This window comes from Rathayibacter sp. AY1E6 (assembly GCF_002931115.1).
GTDB lineage: Bacteria > Actinomycetota > Actinomycetes > Actinomycetales > Microbacteriaceae > Rathayibacter.
This window is the reverse complement of the sequence record NZ_PSVK01000002.1, coordinates 274,638-289,152: the sequence shown is the minus strand read 5'-3', so window position 1 is coordinate 289,152 and position 14,515 is coordinate 274,638. Positions and strand designations below refer to the sequence as shown.

The following is a 14,515-nucleotide window of genomic DNA, read 5'->3' as shown; positions in this document are numbered from 1 at the left end:
GCTCAGCCGATCGCCTCGCGCAGGACGTGCATGAGGGCGTCCAGCTGCACCGTGTCGGCCGAGGCCGTCTCGGCGTCCGCGCCGTCGAGCGCGCGGGCGGCGAGACCGGCCTTGGCGTCGATGAGCTCGGCGATCTTCGCGTCGATCGTGTGCGCCGCGATGATCCGCCACGCCGTCACCGGCTCCTCCTGGCCGATGCGGTGCACGCGGTCGATCGCCTGCGTCTGCTCGGCCGAGGTCCACGACAGCTCGGCGAGCACCACGTTGGACGACGCCTGCAGGTTCACGCCGACTCCCGCCGCGGTGAGCGAGCAGACGGCGACCGAGACGTCGGGGTCCTCGTTGAAGGCGTCGATCTGCGTCTGGCGGAACGCCGCGGTCTGGTCGCCGCGGATGGAGACGGACGTCAGCTCGCGCTTCTCGAAGGTGTCCTCCGCCTGGTCCATCACGTCGATGTGCTTCGCGAAGAAGACGACCTTGCCCACCGAGCGGGCCAGCTGCGAGGCGTAGTCGGCGGCCAGCGCCGCCTTGGCCTGGCCGATCCGGCGCACCATGGTGAAGACGTTCTCGCCGGTCTTGGCCGACTTCGACTCCTCGAGCTCGCTCTGCGCCACGATGCGGATGAACCGCTCGCGCTCGTCGTCGTCGAGCTCGTGCGTGATCGAGGAGGTGACCGCCCTGAAGCGCTGCAGCATGCGGGCGCCGAGCTCGCGCTCGGCCTTCTGGATGGAGCGGCCGAGGTCGTCGTCCAGCTCGACGGGCAGATCGACGATCCGCTTCGACGGCAGGTCGGCGGCGACGTCGATCTTCTTGCGCCGGACGATGCCGAGGTCGATCACGGCCTCGCGCGCCTCCGGGTAGAAGCCCGTGTCGGCGGGGGTGAGGCCCGTCTCCTCGAGGCGGCCCATCAGCTCCGGCCCCGGCTTGGTCTCGTCGATCCAGCCGAGGAAGCGCCAGATGGCGCGGAAGTCGTCGACGTCGTTGATCAGCGGGGTGCCGGTCAGCGCGATCATCAGCGGATCGTGCCCCGGAGTGGTCTCGCGGATCCTCGACGCCAGCGCGAGCACGCTCTGCGAGCGCTGCGAGCGGAGGTTCTTGATGAAGTGCGCCTCGTCGACGACCATGCCGCGGAAGCCCAGGCTCCCGAGCCAGCCGATGTGCCGGTCGAGGATGTCGTAGTTGACGATGACCACGTCGGCGAACGCGTCGAGCGTGCCGCCGTCTCCGTGGATGACCGTGGCGCGCCGCTGCGGGGTCCAGTGCTCGACCTCGCGCGCCCAGTTCATCTTGACCACGTTCGGCACCACCGCGAGCAGCGGGTACGCCCCGACCACCGAGGCGGCGAGGAGGCTCTGCGCGGTCTTGCCCAGACCCGGCTCGTCGGCGAGCAGGAAGCTGCGGTGCCCCTCGCGGGCGCTCTCGATGAAGCGCGCCTGGTGCGGCATCAGCTCGCGGCCGCGCGGCGAGACCCGGTCGAGCTTCGGCGGCTCCGGGAGCTCCATGCTCGCGGCCCGTCCGCCCGCTCCGTACTCGAACGCCTTGAAGAGCGGCCCGAGCAGCTCCCAGTCGTCGAGCCTGCGGCGCGGCGCCGGAGCCGAGGCCTCGGCGATCGAGAAGTCCGGCGGAAGGAAGGGGTTCGCCAGCTGGCGGGCGCGCACCGACTGCGGCACGACCTGGTTGACCGGCACCTCGGGCTTGGGCTCTGGCTCGGTCACGATGAGCAGCTCGTCGGGGCTGAGCTCCGCGCCCGCCTCGAGCAGCCAGTCGCGGCGGAGCTTCTGCGCGGCCGCCGTGACGCCGGCCTCCGATTCGAGCAGCGCGATCAGGCTGGTGTCGCGGGCGGCCGTCTTGGCCAGGATCGTGGCGATGCCGTCGAGGCGCTTCATCTCCTCGGCGCGCTGCGCGTCGCTGAGCGAGGGATCGACCTTGACCCGCTTGCGCTCCTCGCGCATCAGGAGGGCGATCACCAGGAACTTCGTCCGGTTGGTCGGCCCGACCTTGCCGGTCTGGGCCTTCGCCTCCACCTCGCGGACGCGGCGGGCGAGGATCGGGATGATCCCCGCGTTGTCCACGCCGCGCGAGCGCGATCGGGGTCGGCTCCCGGCGGCGTTCGACGCTCGTCGCGTCTGACCGGACTGACGCTGGCCGCTGCGAGCCATGCTCCTCCTCGATGTGTGACGGGGGGCGGAGGAGGGGTTCCCGCGCGCTGCCGTCGCCGTGCATCCGCCGGATCGCCTCCGGGGAGGCGTCGGGCGTCGGTGCATCCGGTGGCCGTCGGGAGCTCCGAGCAACGGGTCTGGGACCCGGTCGCAGCATCCCCGGCGTGCGGGTGCGGCGCCAGTGTACTCCTCGGGGCGGTCCGGTCGGCGCTCCGCCGCGCGGACGGTCGCGCTCGTCGTCATTCCGGGGTCGGGACGCGGATCACGAGACCCGCCGCCACGAAGACGCCGACCGCGGCGAGGCTCAGCGAGAACCAGATCGCGTCCGGGAACGCGAACGGCAGCACCGGGTTCCACAGCACGAGCACGGGGACGAGCCCGATCAGCCAGAGGAGTGCGCGCGCCTGGATCGCGAACCAGCCGATGACCGCCGCGAGGATCGCGACCGGGTAGCGGATGAAGTCGTAGGCGTCGGAGCCGACGAGGGCGAGCCCGGCCAGCAGCACGATCGCGCCGAGGATCCCGGGCGCGAGCGCCATGCGGGCGCGGTCGCGCGAGGGGTAGCGGGCGGCGGTCGCGCGGGACGGCTTGCGGGTGCTCACCCCTCGATCGTAGGCGCGCATACCCCGCCCGGGTACCGCCTGCGGCGCGTAGGCTGGAGGAGTGATCGAGGACCTCAAGAAGCGCTCGCTGCACCGTGCCCGGATCCTGGGCGGCCAGATGCGCGGCCTCGAGCGGATGATCGAGAACGAGGACTACTGCGTCGACATCGTCACGCAGTCCCTCGCGATCCAGAAGTCGCTCGGCTCGCTCAACAAGCTCATCGTCGAGAACCACCTCCGCACGCACATCACCGCGATGTTCGAGGAGGGCGGAGACGCCCGCGAGGCGGCGATCGCCGAGCTCGTGAAGATCTTCGAGCTCTCCAACAACCGCTCGTGACCGCCGGCCTCGTCGCCGCGGCGCGGGTGCGCCCGCTGCTGCTCGACGGGGGCCTGGGCACGGAGCTGGAGGAGCAGGGGGCCGGGGTGGACTCCTCTCTCTGGAGCGCCCGGGTCCTGCTGGAGGAGCCCGGCCGGGTCGTCGCCGCGCACCGCGCCTTCGCCGAGGCGGGCGCCCGGGTCGCGGTGACCGCGAGCTACCAGGTGTCCGCGAGCGGATTCGCAGCCGCGGGGCTGGCCCCGGGCCTCGCCGAGCGCGCCCTCCGGGAGAGCGTCGACCTGGCCCGGCGCGCGCAGAGCGGCTGGGTCGCCGCCTCCGTCGGCCCTTTCGGTGCGAGCCTCGGCGACGGCTCCGAGTACCGCGGAGACGACGGCCTCACCGTCGGCGAGCTCGCCGCCTGGCACCGGCCGCGCCTGGAGGCCCTGGCCGCGGCCGGGCCCGACCTGCTCGCCGTCGAGACCATCCCGTCGGTGCGGGAGGTGCGGGCCGTCGTGGAGGCCCTCGCGGGCTCCTCGGTCCCCGCCTGGATCTGCGTGAGCGGCCGTTCGGGCCGCACCGCGGCCGGCGAGCCCCTGGCCGAGGCGTTCGCCGTCGCCGCCGCCTCCGAGGAGGTGGTCGGCGTGGGAGTGAACTGCTGCCCGCCCGGCGACGTCGCCGAGGCGGTCCGCATCGCCCGCTCCGTCACCGGCAAGCTGGTCGTCGTGTACCCGAACAGCGGCGAGGAGTGGGACGCCGTCGAGCGTCGCTGGGCAGGCGACGCGGCCTTCGACCCCGCGCTGGTCGCCTCCTGGCGCGCCGCGGGAGCGGATCTGATCGGCGGCTGCTGCCGCGTGGGACCTGCGGCGATCGCTGCCCTCGGACGAAGCCTGGAGGAGGAGTCGTGACCACCCTGAGAGCCGTGCGCGGCGACCTCACCCGCGAGCACGTCGACGCGATCGTGAACGCGGCGAACTCGTCGCTCCTCGGCGGCGGCGGCGTCGACGGCGCGATCCACCGCGCGGGCGGACCGGAGATCCTCGCCGAGTGCCGCCGGCTCCGCGGGACCGAGCTGCCGGACGGCCTGCCCGCCGGCTCCGCGGTCGCCACGACCGCCGGCCGCCTCCCCGCCCGCTGGGTCGTGCACACCGTCGGTCCCGTCCACTCGCGGTCGGAGGACCGCAGCGCCGTCCTCGCCTCGGCCTACCGCGAGTCTGTGCGCACCGCCGTCGGTCTCGGTGCGCGGACGCTCGCCTTCCCGGCCGTCTCGGCGGGCGTCTACGGCTGGCCGATGGACGACGCGGCGCGCATCGCGGTGGAGACGGTCCGCGAGGCGACCGCGGACGGCGCACTCGACGAGGTCCGGTTCGTCCTCTTCTCCGCGGACGCCCTCGCGGCCTTCGAGGCCGCCCTGGCCGCGGAATGACGGAAGGGGAGCCGACCCTGCGGTCGACTCCCCCTCCACTGTGCTGCGCTAGGCCGTCTTCGGCCGCGCGAACTCGTCGTAGGGCAGCGTGATCGGGCGGGTCCGCGGAGGCATCCGCACGACCGCCTCGAGCGCCGGGCCCAGAGCCTCGCGCCAGGCGCGGTAGCCGTCCTCGTTGAGGTGCAGGCCGTCCGGCGAGTACTGCTCGAGCAGTCCGCCGTCCTCGCCCGCGAGCACCGGCCACAGGTCGAGGTAGCCCGCGTGCGCCGTGGGCGCGAACTGCCACAGGTGGCGGTTGATCTCGCGGATCTGCGGCGCGAACTCGTGTCCGCGCGGCAGGACCGAGGTCACCAGGATGCGCACGTCCGGGAGGTCGCGCCGGAACGTCGCGACGATCGTCTCGATGTTGCGCACGACGTGCTCCGTCGTGCGGTGCCAGGCGAGGTCGTTGGTGCCGATCAGCAGCACCACCGTGTCCGGCTCCTGCGCGACCAGCTCGGCGAGCCGCGCGACGACGTCCGCCGTGGTGGCCCCTCCGACTCCCTCGTCGACGACCGTCGACTCCGTCAGCCACTCGCCCCAGGCTCCCGCCTGGATGATGCTGTCCCCGATGAAGAGGACCTTCCCCAGCTGGAGTCCGCGCCCCGCGTCCGTACTCGACCGTTCGCTCATCGTGCTCCTCTCGTCGGCGTCCCGGGCGGCCTCGCCGCCGCCGGACCCCTCCATTGTCACCGCTGCACCCGGCGCCCGCCAGGGGAGCGCTCGTCGCCGGAGTCCGGCAGGTCGGCCGCGGTGGCCGTGATGCGGTTGGCCATGCCGTTGAAGATGATGCCGTGGAAGGGCAGGATCGCGAACCAGTAGAGCCTGCCCGCGAGGCCCTGCGGGAAGAACACCGCGCGCTGCGTGTAGACCGAGCCGCCGTCTCCGGAGGGCTCGGCGCGCATCTCGAGCCAGGCCCCGCCGGGCACCTTCATCTCGGCGCGCAGGCGCAGGAGCTTCGGCCGCTCGATCTCCTCGACGCGCCAGAAGTCGAGGGCGTCGCCGGCGTGCAGGCGCGCGGAGTCGCGGCGCCCGCGCTGCAGGCCCACTCCCCCGACGAGGCGGTCCATCCAGCCGCGGATCACCCACGCGAGCGGGAAGGAGTACCAGCCGTTGGTGCCGCCGATGCCCTCGATGACGCGCCAGAGCTTGGCCGGGTCGGCCGGGGTGCGGCGCTCCTTGAGGTCCACGTAGACCGTGTGGCCGGCCCACTCCGGGTCGCTCGGCAGCGGATCGCTGGGAGCGCCGACGACCTCCGCGTTCTGCCAGCTCGTCTCGATCTCGCCCGCCTGCATCTTTCCCAGCGCGAGCCGGACGGCGCGGCGGTAGGAGGTCAGCCCGCCCTCGGGGTCGGGGATGAGCGCGCGGATGTCCTGCTCGTGCACGACGCAGTCGTACTGCAGCGAGGCGATGATGGGCACCGCGAGCGAGCGCGGGATCGGCGTGACCAGGTTGACCCACTGCGAGGCCAGCCACGGGGTGAACACCGGCAGGGACGCGATCGGCCGCTGCGGGAGTCCGGCCTCGACCGCGTAGCCGTTCATCATCTGGCCGTAGCGGAGCACGTCGGGCCCGCCGATGTCGAAGGTGCGGTTGAGCGTGGCGTCCTCGAGCGACGCGGAGCCGATCAGGTAGTGCAGCACGTCGCGCACGGCGATCGGCTGGATGAAGTTGCGCACCCACTGCGGCGCGGGCATGTACGGCAGCACGTCGGTGAGGTGGCGCACCATCTCGAACGAGGTCGACCCGGAGCCGATGATCACGCCCGCCTGCAGGGCGATCGTCGGCACTCCCGACTCCATCAGGATCCGGCCCACCTCAGCGCGCGAGCGGAGGTGCTTCGAGAGCTCCTGGCCCTCGGGGTGCAGGCCGCCGAGGTAGACGATGCGGCCGACGCCGGCCGACCTCGCGGCCGTGGCGACGTTCTGCGCGGCGCGGCTCTCGACCTCCTCGAAGTGGGCGTGGTCGTTGCCCGAGCCCATCGAGTGGACGAGGTAGTAGAGGACGTCGACGCCCTCGACCGCGGCCTCCAGCGACTCCGGATCGCCGAGATCGCCCTGGGCGACCTCGACCTCCTCCGCCCACGGCACGTCGACCAGCTTGCGCGGGTCGCGCACCAGGACGCGCACCCGGAAGCCCGCCTCGAGGAGGCGCGGCGTCAGCCGGCCGCCGATGTAGCCGGTCGCGCCGGTGACGAGCGCGAGGGGGCGCGCCGAGTCGGAGGGGGTTTCGCTCATGCGGCCACGGTACGCCGATGGCCCCGGGACCTCTCCCGCTGGTGCGGGCCCGCGGCCCCTGCTAGGCGGCGGCCGGCATCCCGCTCAGTCGATGCCGAGGACCTCGCGGACCTGCACCACGTCGTGGTTCATCTGGCGGATGAGGGGCTCGACGCCCTCGTAGGCGACCTGGCCGCGGATCCGGCCGACGAACGCCACGTCGACCACGCGGTCGTAGAGGTCGAGGGTGTCGAGCGTCTGATCGAGCACGTACGCCTCGACCTGCTTGGGCGGCACTCCGACGAAGGTCGGGTTGCTGCCGACCGAGATCGCGGCGGGATGCGTGACGCCGTCGGTGGTGAGCCGGCCCGCGTAGACGCCGTCGGCCGGGATCAGGCCCTGCGACTGCGGCGAGAGGTTCGCGGTCGGGAAGCCCAGCTCGCGGCCGCGCTTCGCTCCGTGCACGACCACGCCGCGGACGACGGGCTCGTGCCCGAGCAGGCGCGTCGCGTGCTCCACGTCGCCCTCGGCCAGCAGCTCGCGGATCCAGGTGGAGGAGACGCGGCGCCCGTCCTCGGGCCGCACGTCGTCGATCAGCTCCACCTCGAATCCGTGCTGCCCGCCGAGCACGCGCAGCAGGTCGACGTCGCCCGCTCCCCGGGCGCCGAAGCGGAAGTCGGAGCCGACGAGGACCACGCGGGCCTCGAGCGCCTCCACCAGCACCTGCTCGACGAACTGCTCGGGCGAGAGCGCCCGGAACGCCTCGTCGAAGGTGAGCAGCAGCGTCGCGTCCACGCCGGTCCCCGCGAGGAGCTCGAGCTTCTGCTCGTTGCCGACCAGGACGGGCGGGCACTTCTCCGGCGCGATCACGCTGAGCGGATTGCGGTCGAAGGTGACGACGACGGCGGCGAGCCCCTGCTCGCGGGCCCGCTCGTGCAGCCGGCCGATGACGGCCCGATGCCCGGAGTGGACGCCGTCGAACTTGCCGATCGTGACGGCGGAGGGTCCGATCCCGGCCAGGTCGCCGGGGCGGGTCTCGACGCGCATCAGGCGGCCGCCCGGGCCGCGCGCCGCCCCTGCACGCGGAGCCACCAGAGGCCGAGCACGGGCAGGACGAGCGGGATCAGCAGGTAGCCGGCGCCGAAGGCCGCCCACACCGTCGACTGGCGCCCGAACGGGTCGGCGCTCGCGAGCCCGAGGAGCTGCGGAGCGAGGAGGCTGAGCGCGCCGACCACGAGCACGCCCACCAGCTCGAAGGTGATCGTCACCCACGCGACCCGCTGCCAAGCGCGGCCCGGGACGATCAGGGCGACCGTCGCGACGATGTACACGACGGCCGAGAGCGCCGAGAGCGAGAACGCCAGCGGCGCCTCGTCGAACCGGTCGATGATCTGGAAGACGGAGCGCCCCGTCGCGGCGAGCGCGAGGATCCCGTAGACCACGACCAGGAGGCTGCCGATCCCGCGCGAGCGGGCGGAACGGTTCGGCTCTCCGCTCCCGGGGGCCGAGGGGACTGAGGGGTCGTGAGCGGCCCGTCCGGACGCATCGCTGGCTGGTTTCGACATCGCACGTCCATGCTAGGCGCTCGCCGGGCCGGGCCCGGTGGCGGGCCCGATCAGGCGCTCTGGAAGAACCAGATCTGGTGCATCCGGTAGACCATGACCGCGATCGAGAGGCAGGCGACGCCCAGGATCACGGTGCTCCAGCGGCTCCGCTCGATGAGCGCCCAGAACCCGGCAGCGAGCGGCAGGAGCAGCGCCGAGATCAGGTAGATGTAGTACTCCGGCAGGCTCCCCGACGGGCGGTTGCCGACCAGCGGCGACACGATCGCGACCGCCAGCTGGACGATCAGCAGCAGCTCGACGATCGCCGTCGCGCCGACCGAGACGTCCGAGGGACGGCGGGCGAGCAGCCCGAGCACGAGGCAGAGCAGGCCGGCCGCGACGGCGATCCCCACCTGGAGGATCGTGAACCACTCGATCACGAGGCGGCCGTCCGCAGGTCCTCGGTCGGGAAGTTGACGACGCTCTTGAGCTGGGTGCCGCGCCGCTCGGCGAGGCCGATCAGCCGCTCCCCCGGGCCGACCGCGGCGAGGAGGCCCTTCGCGCCCGCCACCGCCTCCGGGGCCGGGATGCGCTTGCCGTTCGCGAGATCGCCCGCCTCCTGGGCGTCGAGGCGCAGCAGGGGGAACAGCTCGCCCGCCACGAGCGTCGGCGGCAGGAGCGCGGCGGGGACGTCGAGCTCGTCGATCTCGCCGGCCTGGGCCACGGAGAAGGGGCCGACCGCGGTGCGCCGCAGCGCGGTCAGGTGGCCGCCGACTCCGAGGGACGCGCCCAGGTCGCGGGCGAGCGCGCGGATGTAGGTGCCGGAGGAGCAGGTGACGCGCACGTCCAGGTCGAGGAACCCCTCGACCGGGCGGCTCGCCAGGACGGCGAACTCCGAGACGGTCACGGGGCGGGAGGCGAGCACGACCTCCTCGCCGTCGCGGGCGCGGGCGTAGGCGCGGCGGCCGTCCACCTTGATCGCGCTGACCGTGCTCGGGACCTGCTCGATCGCTCCGGTGAGGGCCGCGATCGCGTCGGACACCGACTCCGGGGCGAGGGCCGCGACGAGGGCGGGCTCCGCCGAGGCGAGCACCTCGCCCTCCTGGTCGTCGGTGGTGGTGGAGGAGCCCAGCCGGATCGTCGCCTCGTACTGCTTGTCGAGGCCGACGAGGTAGGTGAGCAGGCGCGTCGAGGGGCCGAGACCGAGGATCATCAGCCCGGTCGCCATCGGATCGAGCGTCCCGGCGTGGCCGACCTTGCGGGTCCCCGCACGGCGGCGGGTCCGCGAGACGAGGTCGTGGCTGGTGATGCCGCCGGGCTTGTCCAGCAGGAGGATCCCGTTCGGAGCCGGGGCGGGGGTCTCGAGCACGGGTGCGAGGATACACGGACGGATCGGGAGTACCCCCGGGGTGGAGCCGGAGCCCTCGCCCGCCCGTCCTAGGCTGTCCGGATGAGGATCGCAGTACTCGGAGCAGGCGCCGTCGGCGGCACCATCGCCGCCCTTCTCGACCGCGCCGGGCACGACGTCGAGGTCACCGCCCGAGGCGACCACCTCACCGCGATCCGCCGGTCGGGGATCCGGCTCGACGGGGCGTGGGGCGAGCACACCGCCTGGGTCCGCTGCGGCGAGTCCCTCGACCTGGTGCCCGATCTCGCCTTCGTCTGCACGAAAGCGCAGGACGCCGAGGACGCGTTGCGCACCAACCGCCGCACGGTCGACGGCACCCTCGTCGTCGTCGTCCAGAACGGACTGGACGGACTCACCGCGGCGGCCCGGCAGGTGCGCGACGCCCGGCTCGTGGGTGCTCTCGCCCTCTTCGCCGCGAGCCACCTCGAACCCGGCCGCGTCACCGTCACGGCTCCTGCCACGACCACGCTCGGCGTCCCCGGCCGCCCGGCCGACGACGACGTGCGACGGGCCGCCGCCGTGCTCGGCGAGGCGGTCCCCACCGCCGTCACCGACGACTTCACCGGGGCGCAGTGGACGAAGCTGCTGATCAACGAGGTCAACGCCCTGCCCGCGATCACCGGGCTCTCGGTCCAGGAGACGATCGACGATCCGGGGCTGCGGCGCGTCCTCGCCCGGTCGATGCGCGAGGCCGCCCGGACGGGCTTCGCGTCTGGCGTCCGCTTCGGCTCGCTGCAGGGACTCTCGAACACGTCCGTCCGCGCCCTGGCCGCCGCTCCCCTGCCCCTGGTCGAGCTGCTCCCCCGCCGGATGGCCGCGCGGATGGGCGAGGTGCCGAACCCCGGGTCGACGCTGCAGAGCGTCCGCCGCGGAGTGCCGAGCGAGATCGACCACCTGGCCGGGGCCGTGGTCCGCACCGCTCACCGCGGCGGGCGCGAGGCACCGGTCAACCAGCTGCTGGTCGACCTGGTGCACGAGGTAGAGCGGGCGGGCGCCTTCGTGCCGCCGGCGGAGGTCGTGCGCCGCGCCGCCCTGGTCTGAGCCCGCGGCCCTGTCGGACGGACGCCGCCCGCGGCGGCGGCCTCCGTCCCGAGGCTCAGCAGGAGTCGGCGAAGAGGCGCCGGGGCTGCTCCGGATCGCGGACGTCGACGAGGATCCCCGCCAGCCGGCGCGGGTCCGTCGTGGCGCGGTACGCCGCGTCCACCGGCGGCTCCTGCGTGTCGAGGCGGATGCTGGTGCTCCACGCTCCGCGCAGCTCCGGCCGGAGGGCGAACTCGCCGTCGACGAGCAGCACCGCGTCGCGGCCGGCGGTCCGCCAGCGCGCCTGCCGCGCCTCGTCGCGCACTGCGTCGAAGCCCGCGAGCACGAACCCGGTGCTGCCGCCGAGGGTGAACGGATCGAGCAGCACGCGGCGCAGGAGCTCGTAGTCGTACCCGGCCGCGTAGGAGCGCTGCTCCTCGGGCACGGCGGGGTCGTCCCGATCGGCGCGGGGACGTCGGAAGTCGGCGAGGTGCGCGACGATCGCGTCCTTGCCGGCCCGGCGGAGCGCCTCCGCGAGGTCGAGCGCGAACGCCGCGCTCACCGCGGGGTCGTCGCCGTCGATCCCGACCTTGACCCGTCCGCGCCCGTAGTTGTGCAGCACCTCCGCCGCGAGAGCGTCGAGCACATCGGCCTTCTGCGGAGCCCACCTGGTCATCCGCCCACGATACGCGCCGCCGCCTAGTGTGGGCTGATGCCCTCCGACCCTCTCGCCGACGCGATCACCGCCTGGTTCCGCACGAGCGCCCGCGACCTGCCGTGGCGCCGCGAGGGCTTCCCCGCCTGGGGCACGCTCGTCAGCGAGTTCATGCTGCAGCAGACCCCGGTGGTCCGCGTCGTCCCGCGTCTGGCGGAGTGGCTGGAGCGCTGGCCGACACCCTCCGCTCTCGCCGCCGTCCCTCCCGGCGAGGCGGTGCGCGCCTGGCAGTCCCTGGGCTATCCGCGGCGGGCCCTGCGCCTGCACGCCTGTGCCGTGGCGATCGCCGAGGAGCACGGCGACGTGGTCCCCGACGACGTCGAGACCCTCCTCGCGCTGCCCGGCATCGGCGACTACACCGCCCGCGCCATCGCCGTGTTCGCCTACGGGAGGCGGCACCCCGTGGTCGACACCAACGTCCGCCGGGTCCTCGCGCGCGCGGTCGACGGAGCGGCGGAGCCCGGCCCGCCCCGCGCGAGGGCCGACCTCGCTGCGATGTCGGCGCTGCTGCCCGAGTCGCTCTCCGAGGCGGCGGCCTTCAACGCGGGCGCGATGGAGCTGGGGGCGATCGTCTGCACCGCCCGCGCTCCGCGCTGCGACGAGTGCCCGATCCGCGACCTCTGCCGCTGGCGGGCGGAGGGGTACCCCGAGCACACCGGGCCCGTGAAGGCGAAGCAGAAGCGGTTCGAGGGCTCGGACCGCCAGGTCCGCGGCCTCATCCTCGCCGAGCTGCGCGCCGCGCACGGCCCGGTCACCGCGGCCGAGGTGGAGTCTCTCTGGCCGGACGCCGACCAGCGCGGTCGCGCCCTGGCCGGGCTCCTCGCCGACGGCCTGGCGACGGGCGGCCCGGAGGACGGCTACCTCCTCCCCGGCTCCTGAGGGCCCGTCGACCGCCGTCCGCGTCGGAGGAGGCGGGTAGGGTCGGCGCCGTGACCGGTCGCCGCCTCCGCCTCCCCCGCCCCGACGCCGCCGTCGAGCGCGCCCTCGACGTCGACCTCGCCCAGGACGTCCAGCGCGCCCTCGCCGCGGTCCGCGTCGAGAACGACCTGCCCGGCCCGTTCCCGCCGGCCGCGCTGGCCGAGGCCGAGCACGCGGACGCCGGAGCGGACGACGAGGACCGCGTCGACCGGACGGACCTCCCCTTCGTGACGATCGACCCGCCCGGCGCGCTCGACCTGGACCAGGCCCTCCACCTGGAGCGCACGTCGGAGGGCGTCGTCCTCCGCTACGCCATCGCGGACGTGCCCGCGGTCGTCCGCACCGGCGGAGCGCTCGACGCCGAGACGCGCCGCCGCGGCCAGACCTACTACCTCCCGGACGGCCGCGTCCCGCTGCACCCCGCGGTCCTCTCCGAGGGGACCGCGTCGCTCCTGCCGGACGAGACGCGCCGAGCGCTGGTCTGGACGCTGACCCTCGACGAGCGGGCGGAGCCGCGCTCGGTGCACCTCGAGCGGGCGCTCGTCCGCAGCGTGGCCCGGCTCGACTACGAGGGCGTGCAGCGCAGCGTCGACGCGGGCGATCCGCACCCCTCCCTCGCCCTCCTCCCCTGGTTCGGACGCGAGCGCCTGGCGCGCGAGGCCGAGCGCGGAGGAGCGAGCCTGACGCTGCCCGAGGAGGAGATCGTCGCCGCCGACGGCGGCTACCGGGTCGAGCGCCGCGCTCCCCTGGCCGTCGAGGGCTGGAACGCCCAGGTCTCGCTGCTGACCGGCATGGCGGCGGCGACGATGATGCTCGACGCGGGGGTGGGCATCCTCCGGACCATGCCCGAGGCCGACCCCGCCACCGTCGCGGCCTTCCGCTCCCGAGCCGCGGCGCTCGGCGTCCCGTGGCCCGAGGAGGAGGCCTACGGCGCCTACCTGCGCCGCCTCGACACCGACGACCCCGCCCAGCTCGCCATCATGTACGCCGCGGCGAGCCTGTTCCGCGGCGCCGGCTACACCGCCTTCGACGGCGCCCCGCCGGAGCATCCCGCGCAGGCGGCCCTCGCCGCGCCGTACGCGCACGTCACCGCGCCGCTGCGGCGCCTGGTCGACCGGTTCGGCCTCGCCGTCTGCCTCGCGGTGTCCCGGGGCGGAACGATCCCGTCGCAGCTGCGCGAGGCGCTGCCCCTGCTCCCGCCGCTCCTCGCCGCGAGCGACCGCCGGGCCGGAGCCGCCTCCCGTGCGGCGACCGCGATCGTCGAGGCCGCCGTCCTCCGCGGCCGCGAAGGAGCCTCCTTCAGCGGGATCGTCGTCTCCTCGGCGCGCACCCGCTCCTCGGTCCAGCTGCTCGACCCGGAGATCACCGTCGACGTCCCGGCCCCGCTCACGCCGGGAGCCCGTGTCGTCGTCGTCCTGGAATCGGTCGACGTCGCCACGGGCTCCGCGGTGTTCGGGCTCGGCGCCTAGTCCTCGTCGTCCTCGCGGGGCTTCACATAGGGGTCGGCCTCGCCGGCGTAGTCCGCCTGAGCGGCGAGCGACTGCACCTGCGAGTCCTGGCTGCGCGCGGCGGCGAGCAGGTCCTCGATGTGCTTCGCGTTCTCGGGCACCGCGTCGAGGATGAACTCGAGCGACGGCGTGAGCCGGGACGTGATGTTCCTGCCCACCTCGGTGCGGAGCATTCCGGTGGCGGCCTTGAGGGCCGCGGCCGAATCGGCGCGCTCCTCGTCGGTGCCGTAGACCGTGTAGAACACCGAGGCGTGCTGCAGGTCGCCGGTCACCTGGACATCGGTGATGGTGACGAAGCCGAGGCGCGGGTCGCGGAGACCGCGCTCGAGCCGCTTCGCGACGATCACCTGGATACGTTCGGCGAGCTTCCTCGCCCGGGCCGGATCTGCCATGGCTGGTCCTCACATCTCTCTCGGCGAACCGTTCAGCTCGCCATTCAACCACTCTCCGCCCGGACGACCGGTCGCGTCCGAGGGGGCCTTGCTTCTGGGGCGTGATGCCCCTCGACTGCGCGTCTGCGACGGCGCGGGTGGGGTGCCTCCTCGCGGCTCCCTCCCGCGGGCCTGCGGCCCGCCCGCCAGGCCCGGCCAGGAGCCGCGAGGAGGCACCCCACCCGTGCCCGCGATCGGAGGGGGTGCGGGTCC

General features: G+C 74.1%; 16 protein-coding genes. 6 read left to right on the top strand and 10 right to left on the bottom strand.

Annotated elements, in window-relative coordinates; all coding sequences use genetic code 11:
* Nucleotides 1–2: 2 nt before the first annotated feature.
* Together C5C46_RS03080 and C5C46_RS03075 are read right to left on the bottom strand one after the other, a co-directional pair.
* Nucleotides 3–2,159, bottom strand: coding sequence for a DEAD/DEAH box helicase (locus tag C5C46_RS03080; protein WP_104225603.1), 2,157 nt, complete (start codon nt 2,157–2,159; stop codon nt 3–5).
* A 239-nt stretch (nt 2,160–2,398) separates the two neighbouring features.
* Nucleotides 2,399–2,761 carry a DUF6804 family protein gene (locus tag C5C46_RS03075; RefSeq protein ID WP_258059290.1) on the bottom strand — a complete coding sequence of 121 codons (363 nt, stop codon included), beginning with the start codon at nt 2,759–2,761 and terminating at the stop codon, nt 2,399–2,401.
* Nucleotides 2,762–2,822: 61 nt separating this feature from the next.
* Between C5C46_RS03075 and C5C46_RS03070 the strand changes: the two genes are divergently transcribed.
* From C5C46_RS03070 to C5C46_RS03060, 3 genes are read left to right on the top strand one after another with little or no spacing between them, the layout of a single operon-like run.
* A complete protein-coding gene (locus C5C46_RS03070; protein WP_104223062.1) occupies nt 2,823–3,101 on the top strand; it encodes a metal-sensitive transcriptional regulator in 279 nt (92 codons plus the stop codon).
* A complete protein-coding gene (gene mmuM, locus C5C46_RS03065; RefSeq protein WP_104225601.1) occupies nt 3,098–3,985 on the top strand; it encodes a homocysteine S-methyltransferase in 888 nt (295 codons plus the stop codon). The genes C5C46_RS03070 and mmuM overlap by 4 nt, the downstream gene beginning before the upstream one ends.
* A complete protein-coding gene (locus tag C5C46_RS03060; protein ID WP_104225600.1) occupies nt 3,982–4,503 on the top strand; it encodes an O-acetyl-ADP-ribose deacetylase in 522 nt (173 codons plus the stop codon). The genes mmuM and C5C46_RS03060 overlap by 4 nt, the downstream gene beginning before the upstream one ends.
* Nucleotides 4,504–4,551: 48 nt before the next feature.
* Here the strand turns inward: C5C46_RS03060 and C5C46_RS03055 are convergent, their stop codons facing one another.
* The 6 genes from C5C46_RS03055 to truB form a co-directional block, all read right to left on the bottom strand.
* Entirely contained in the window at nt 4,552–5,175 is a 624-nt protein-coding gene (locus C5C46_RS03055; RefSeq protein ID WP_104225671.1) for a GDSL-type esterase/lipase family protein, read from the bottom strand.
* Between the two features lie 56 nt (nt 5,176–5,231).
* Complete coding sequence (locus tag C5C46_RS03050) at nt 5,232–6,779, bottom strand: SDR family oxidoreductase (protein WP_104225599.1); 1,548 nt, start codon at nt 6,777–6,779, stop codon at nt 5,232–5,234.
* Between the two features lie 84 nt (nt 6,780–6,863).
* A complete protein-coding gene (locus C5C46_RS03045) occupies nt 6,864–7,805 on the bottom strand; it encodes a bifunctional riboflavin kinase/FAD synthetase (RefSeq protein ID WP_104225670.1) in 942 nt (313 codons plus the stop codon).
* Nucleotides 7,805–8,323: a hypothetical protein gene (locus C5C46_RS03040; protein WP_258059289.1), complete on the bottom strand. Its 519-nt coding sequence runs from the start codon at nt 8,321–8,323 to the stop codon at nt 7,805–7,807. The genes C5C46_RS03045 and C5C46_RS03040 overlap by 1 nt, the downstream gene beginning before the upstream one ends.
* Nucleotides 8,324–8,373: 50 nt before the next feature.
* Nucleotides 8,374–8,742: a hypothetical protein gene (locus C5C46_RS03035; protein WP_104223058.1), complete on the bottom strand. Its 369-nt coding sequence runs from the start codon at nt 8,740–8,742 to the stop codon at nt 8,374–8,376.
* Nucleotides 8,739–9,671 carry a tRNA pseudouridine(55) synthase TruB gene (gene truB / locus C5C46_RS03030; RefSeq protein ID WP_104223057.1) on the bottom strand — a complete coding sequence of 311 codons (933 nt, stop codon included), beginning with the start codon at nt 9,669–9,671 and terminating at the stop codon, nt 8,739–8,741. Before truB ends, C5C46_RS03035 begins: the two co-directional genes overlap by 4 nt.
* Nucleotides 9,672–9,752: 81 nt before the next feature.
* Between truB and C5C46_RS03025 the strand changes: the two genes are divergently transcribed.
* Nucleotides 9,753–10,751, top strand: a complete 999-nt coding sequence (locus C5C46_RS03025; protein ID WP_104225598.1) for a ketopantoate reductase family protein — start codon at nt 9,753–9,755, stop codon at nt 10,749–10,751.
* Between the two features lie 55 nt (nt 10,752–10,806).
* Here C5C46_RS03025 and C5C46_RS03020 read toward each other — a convergent pair whose 3' ends face one another.
* The gene (locus tag C5C46_RS03020) at nt 10,807–11,406 is read right to left on the bottom strand and encodes a hypothetical protein (RefSeq protein WP_146078924.1); all 600 of its coding nucleotides are present in this window, start codon (nt 11,404–11,406) and stop codon (nt 10,807–10,809) included.
* Between the two features lie 36 nt (nt 11,407–11,442).
* On the opposite strand from C5C46_RS03020, the gene C5C46_RS03015 reads away from it, so the two are divergent.
* Nucleotides 11,443–12,324 carry an A/G-specific adenine glycosylase gene (locus tag C5C46_RS03015; RefSeq protein WP_104225596.1) on the top strand — a complete coding sequence of 294 codons (882 nt, stop codon included), beginning with the start codon at nt 11,443–11,445 and terminating at the stop codon, nt 12,322–12,324.
* A gap of 50 nt (nt 12,325–12,374) precedes the next feature.
* Nucleotides 12,375–13,832, top strand: coding sequence for a ribonuclease catalytic domain-containing protein (locus tag C5C46_RS03010; protein WP_104225595.1), 1,458 nt, complete (start codon nt 12,375–12,377; stop codon nt 13,830–13,832).
* Here C5C46_RS03010 and rbfA read toward each other — a convergent pair.
* Entirely contained in the window at nt 13,829–14,263 is a 435-nt protein-coding gene (gene rbfA, locus C5C46_RS03005) for a 30S ribosome-binding factor RbfA (RefSeq protein ID WP_104223052.1), read from the bottom strand. The two genes, C5C46_RS03010 and rbfA, sit on opposite strands and share 4 nt — an antisense overlap.
* Nucleotides 14,264–14,515: the final 252 nt, after the last annotated feature.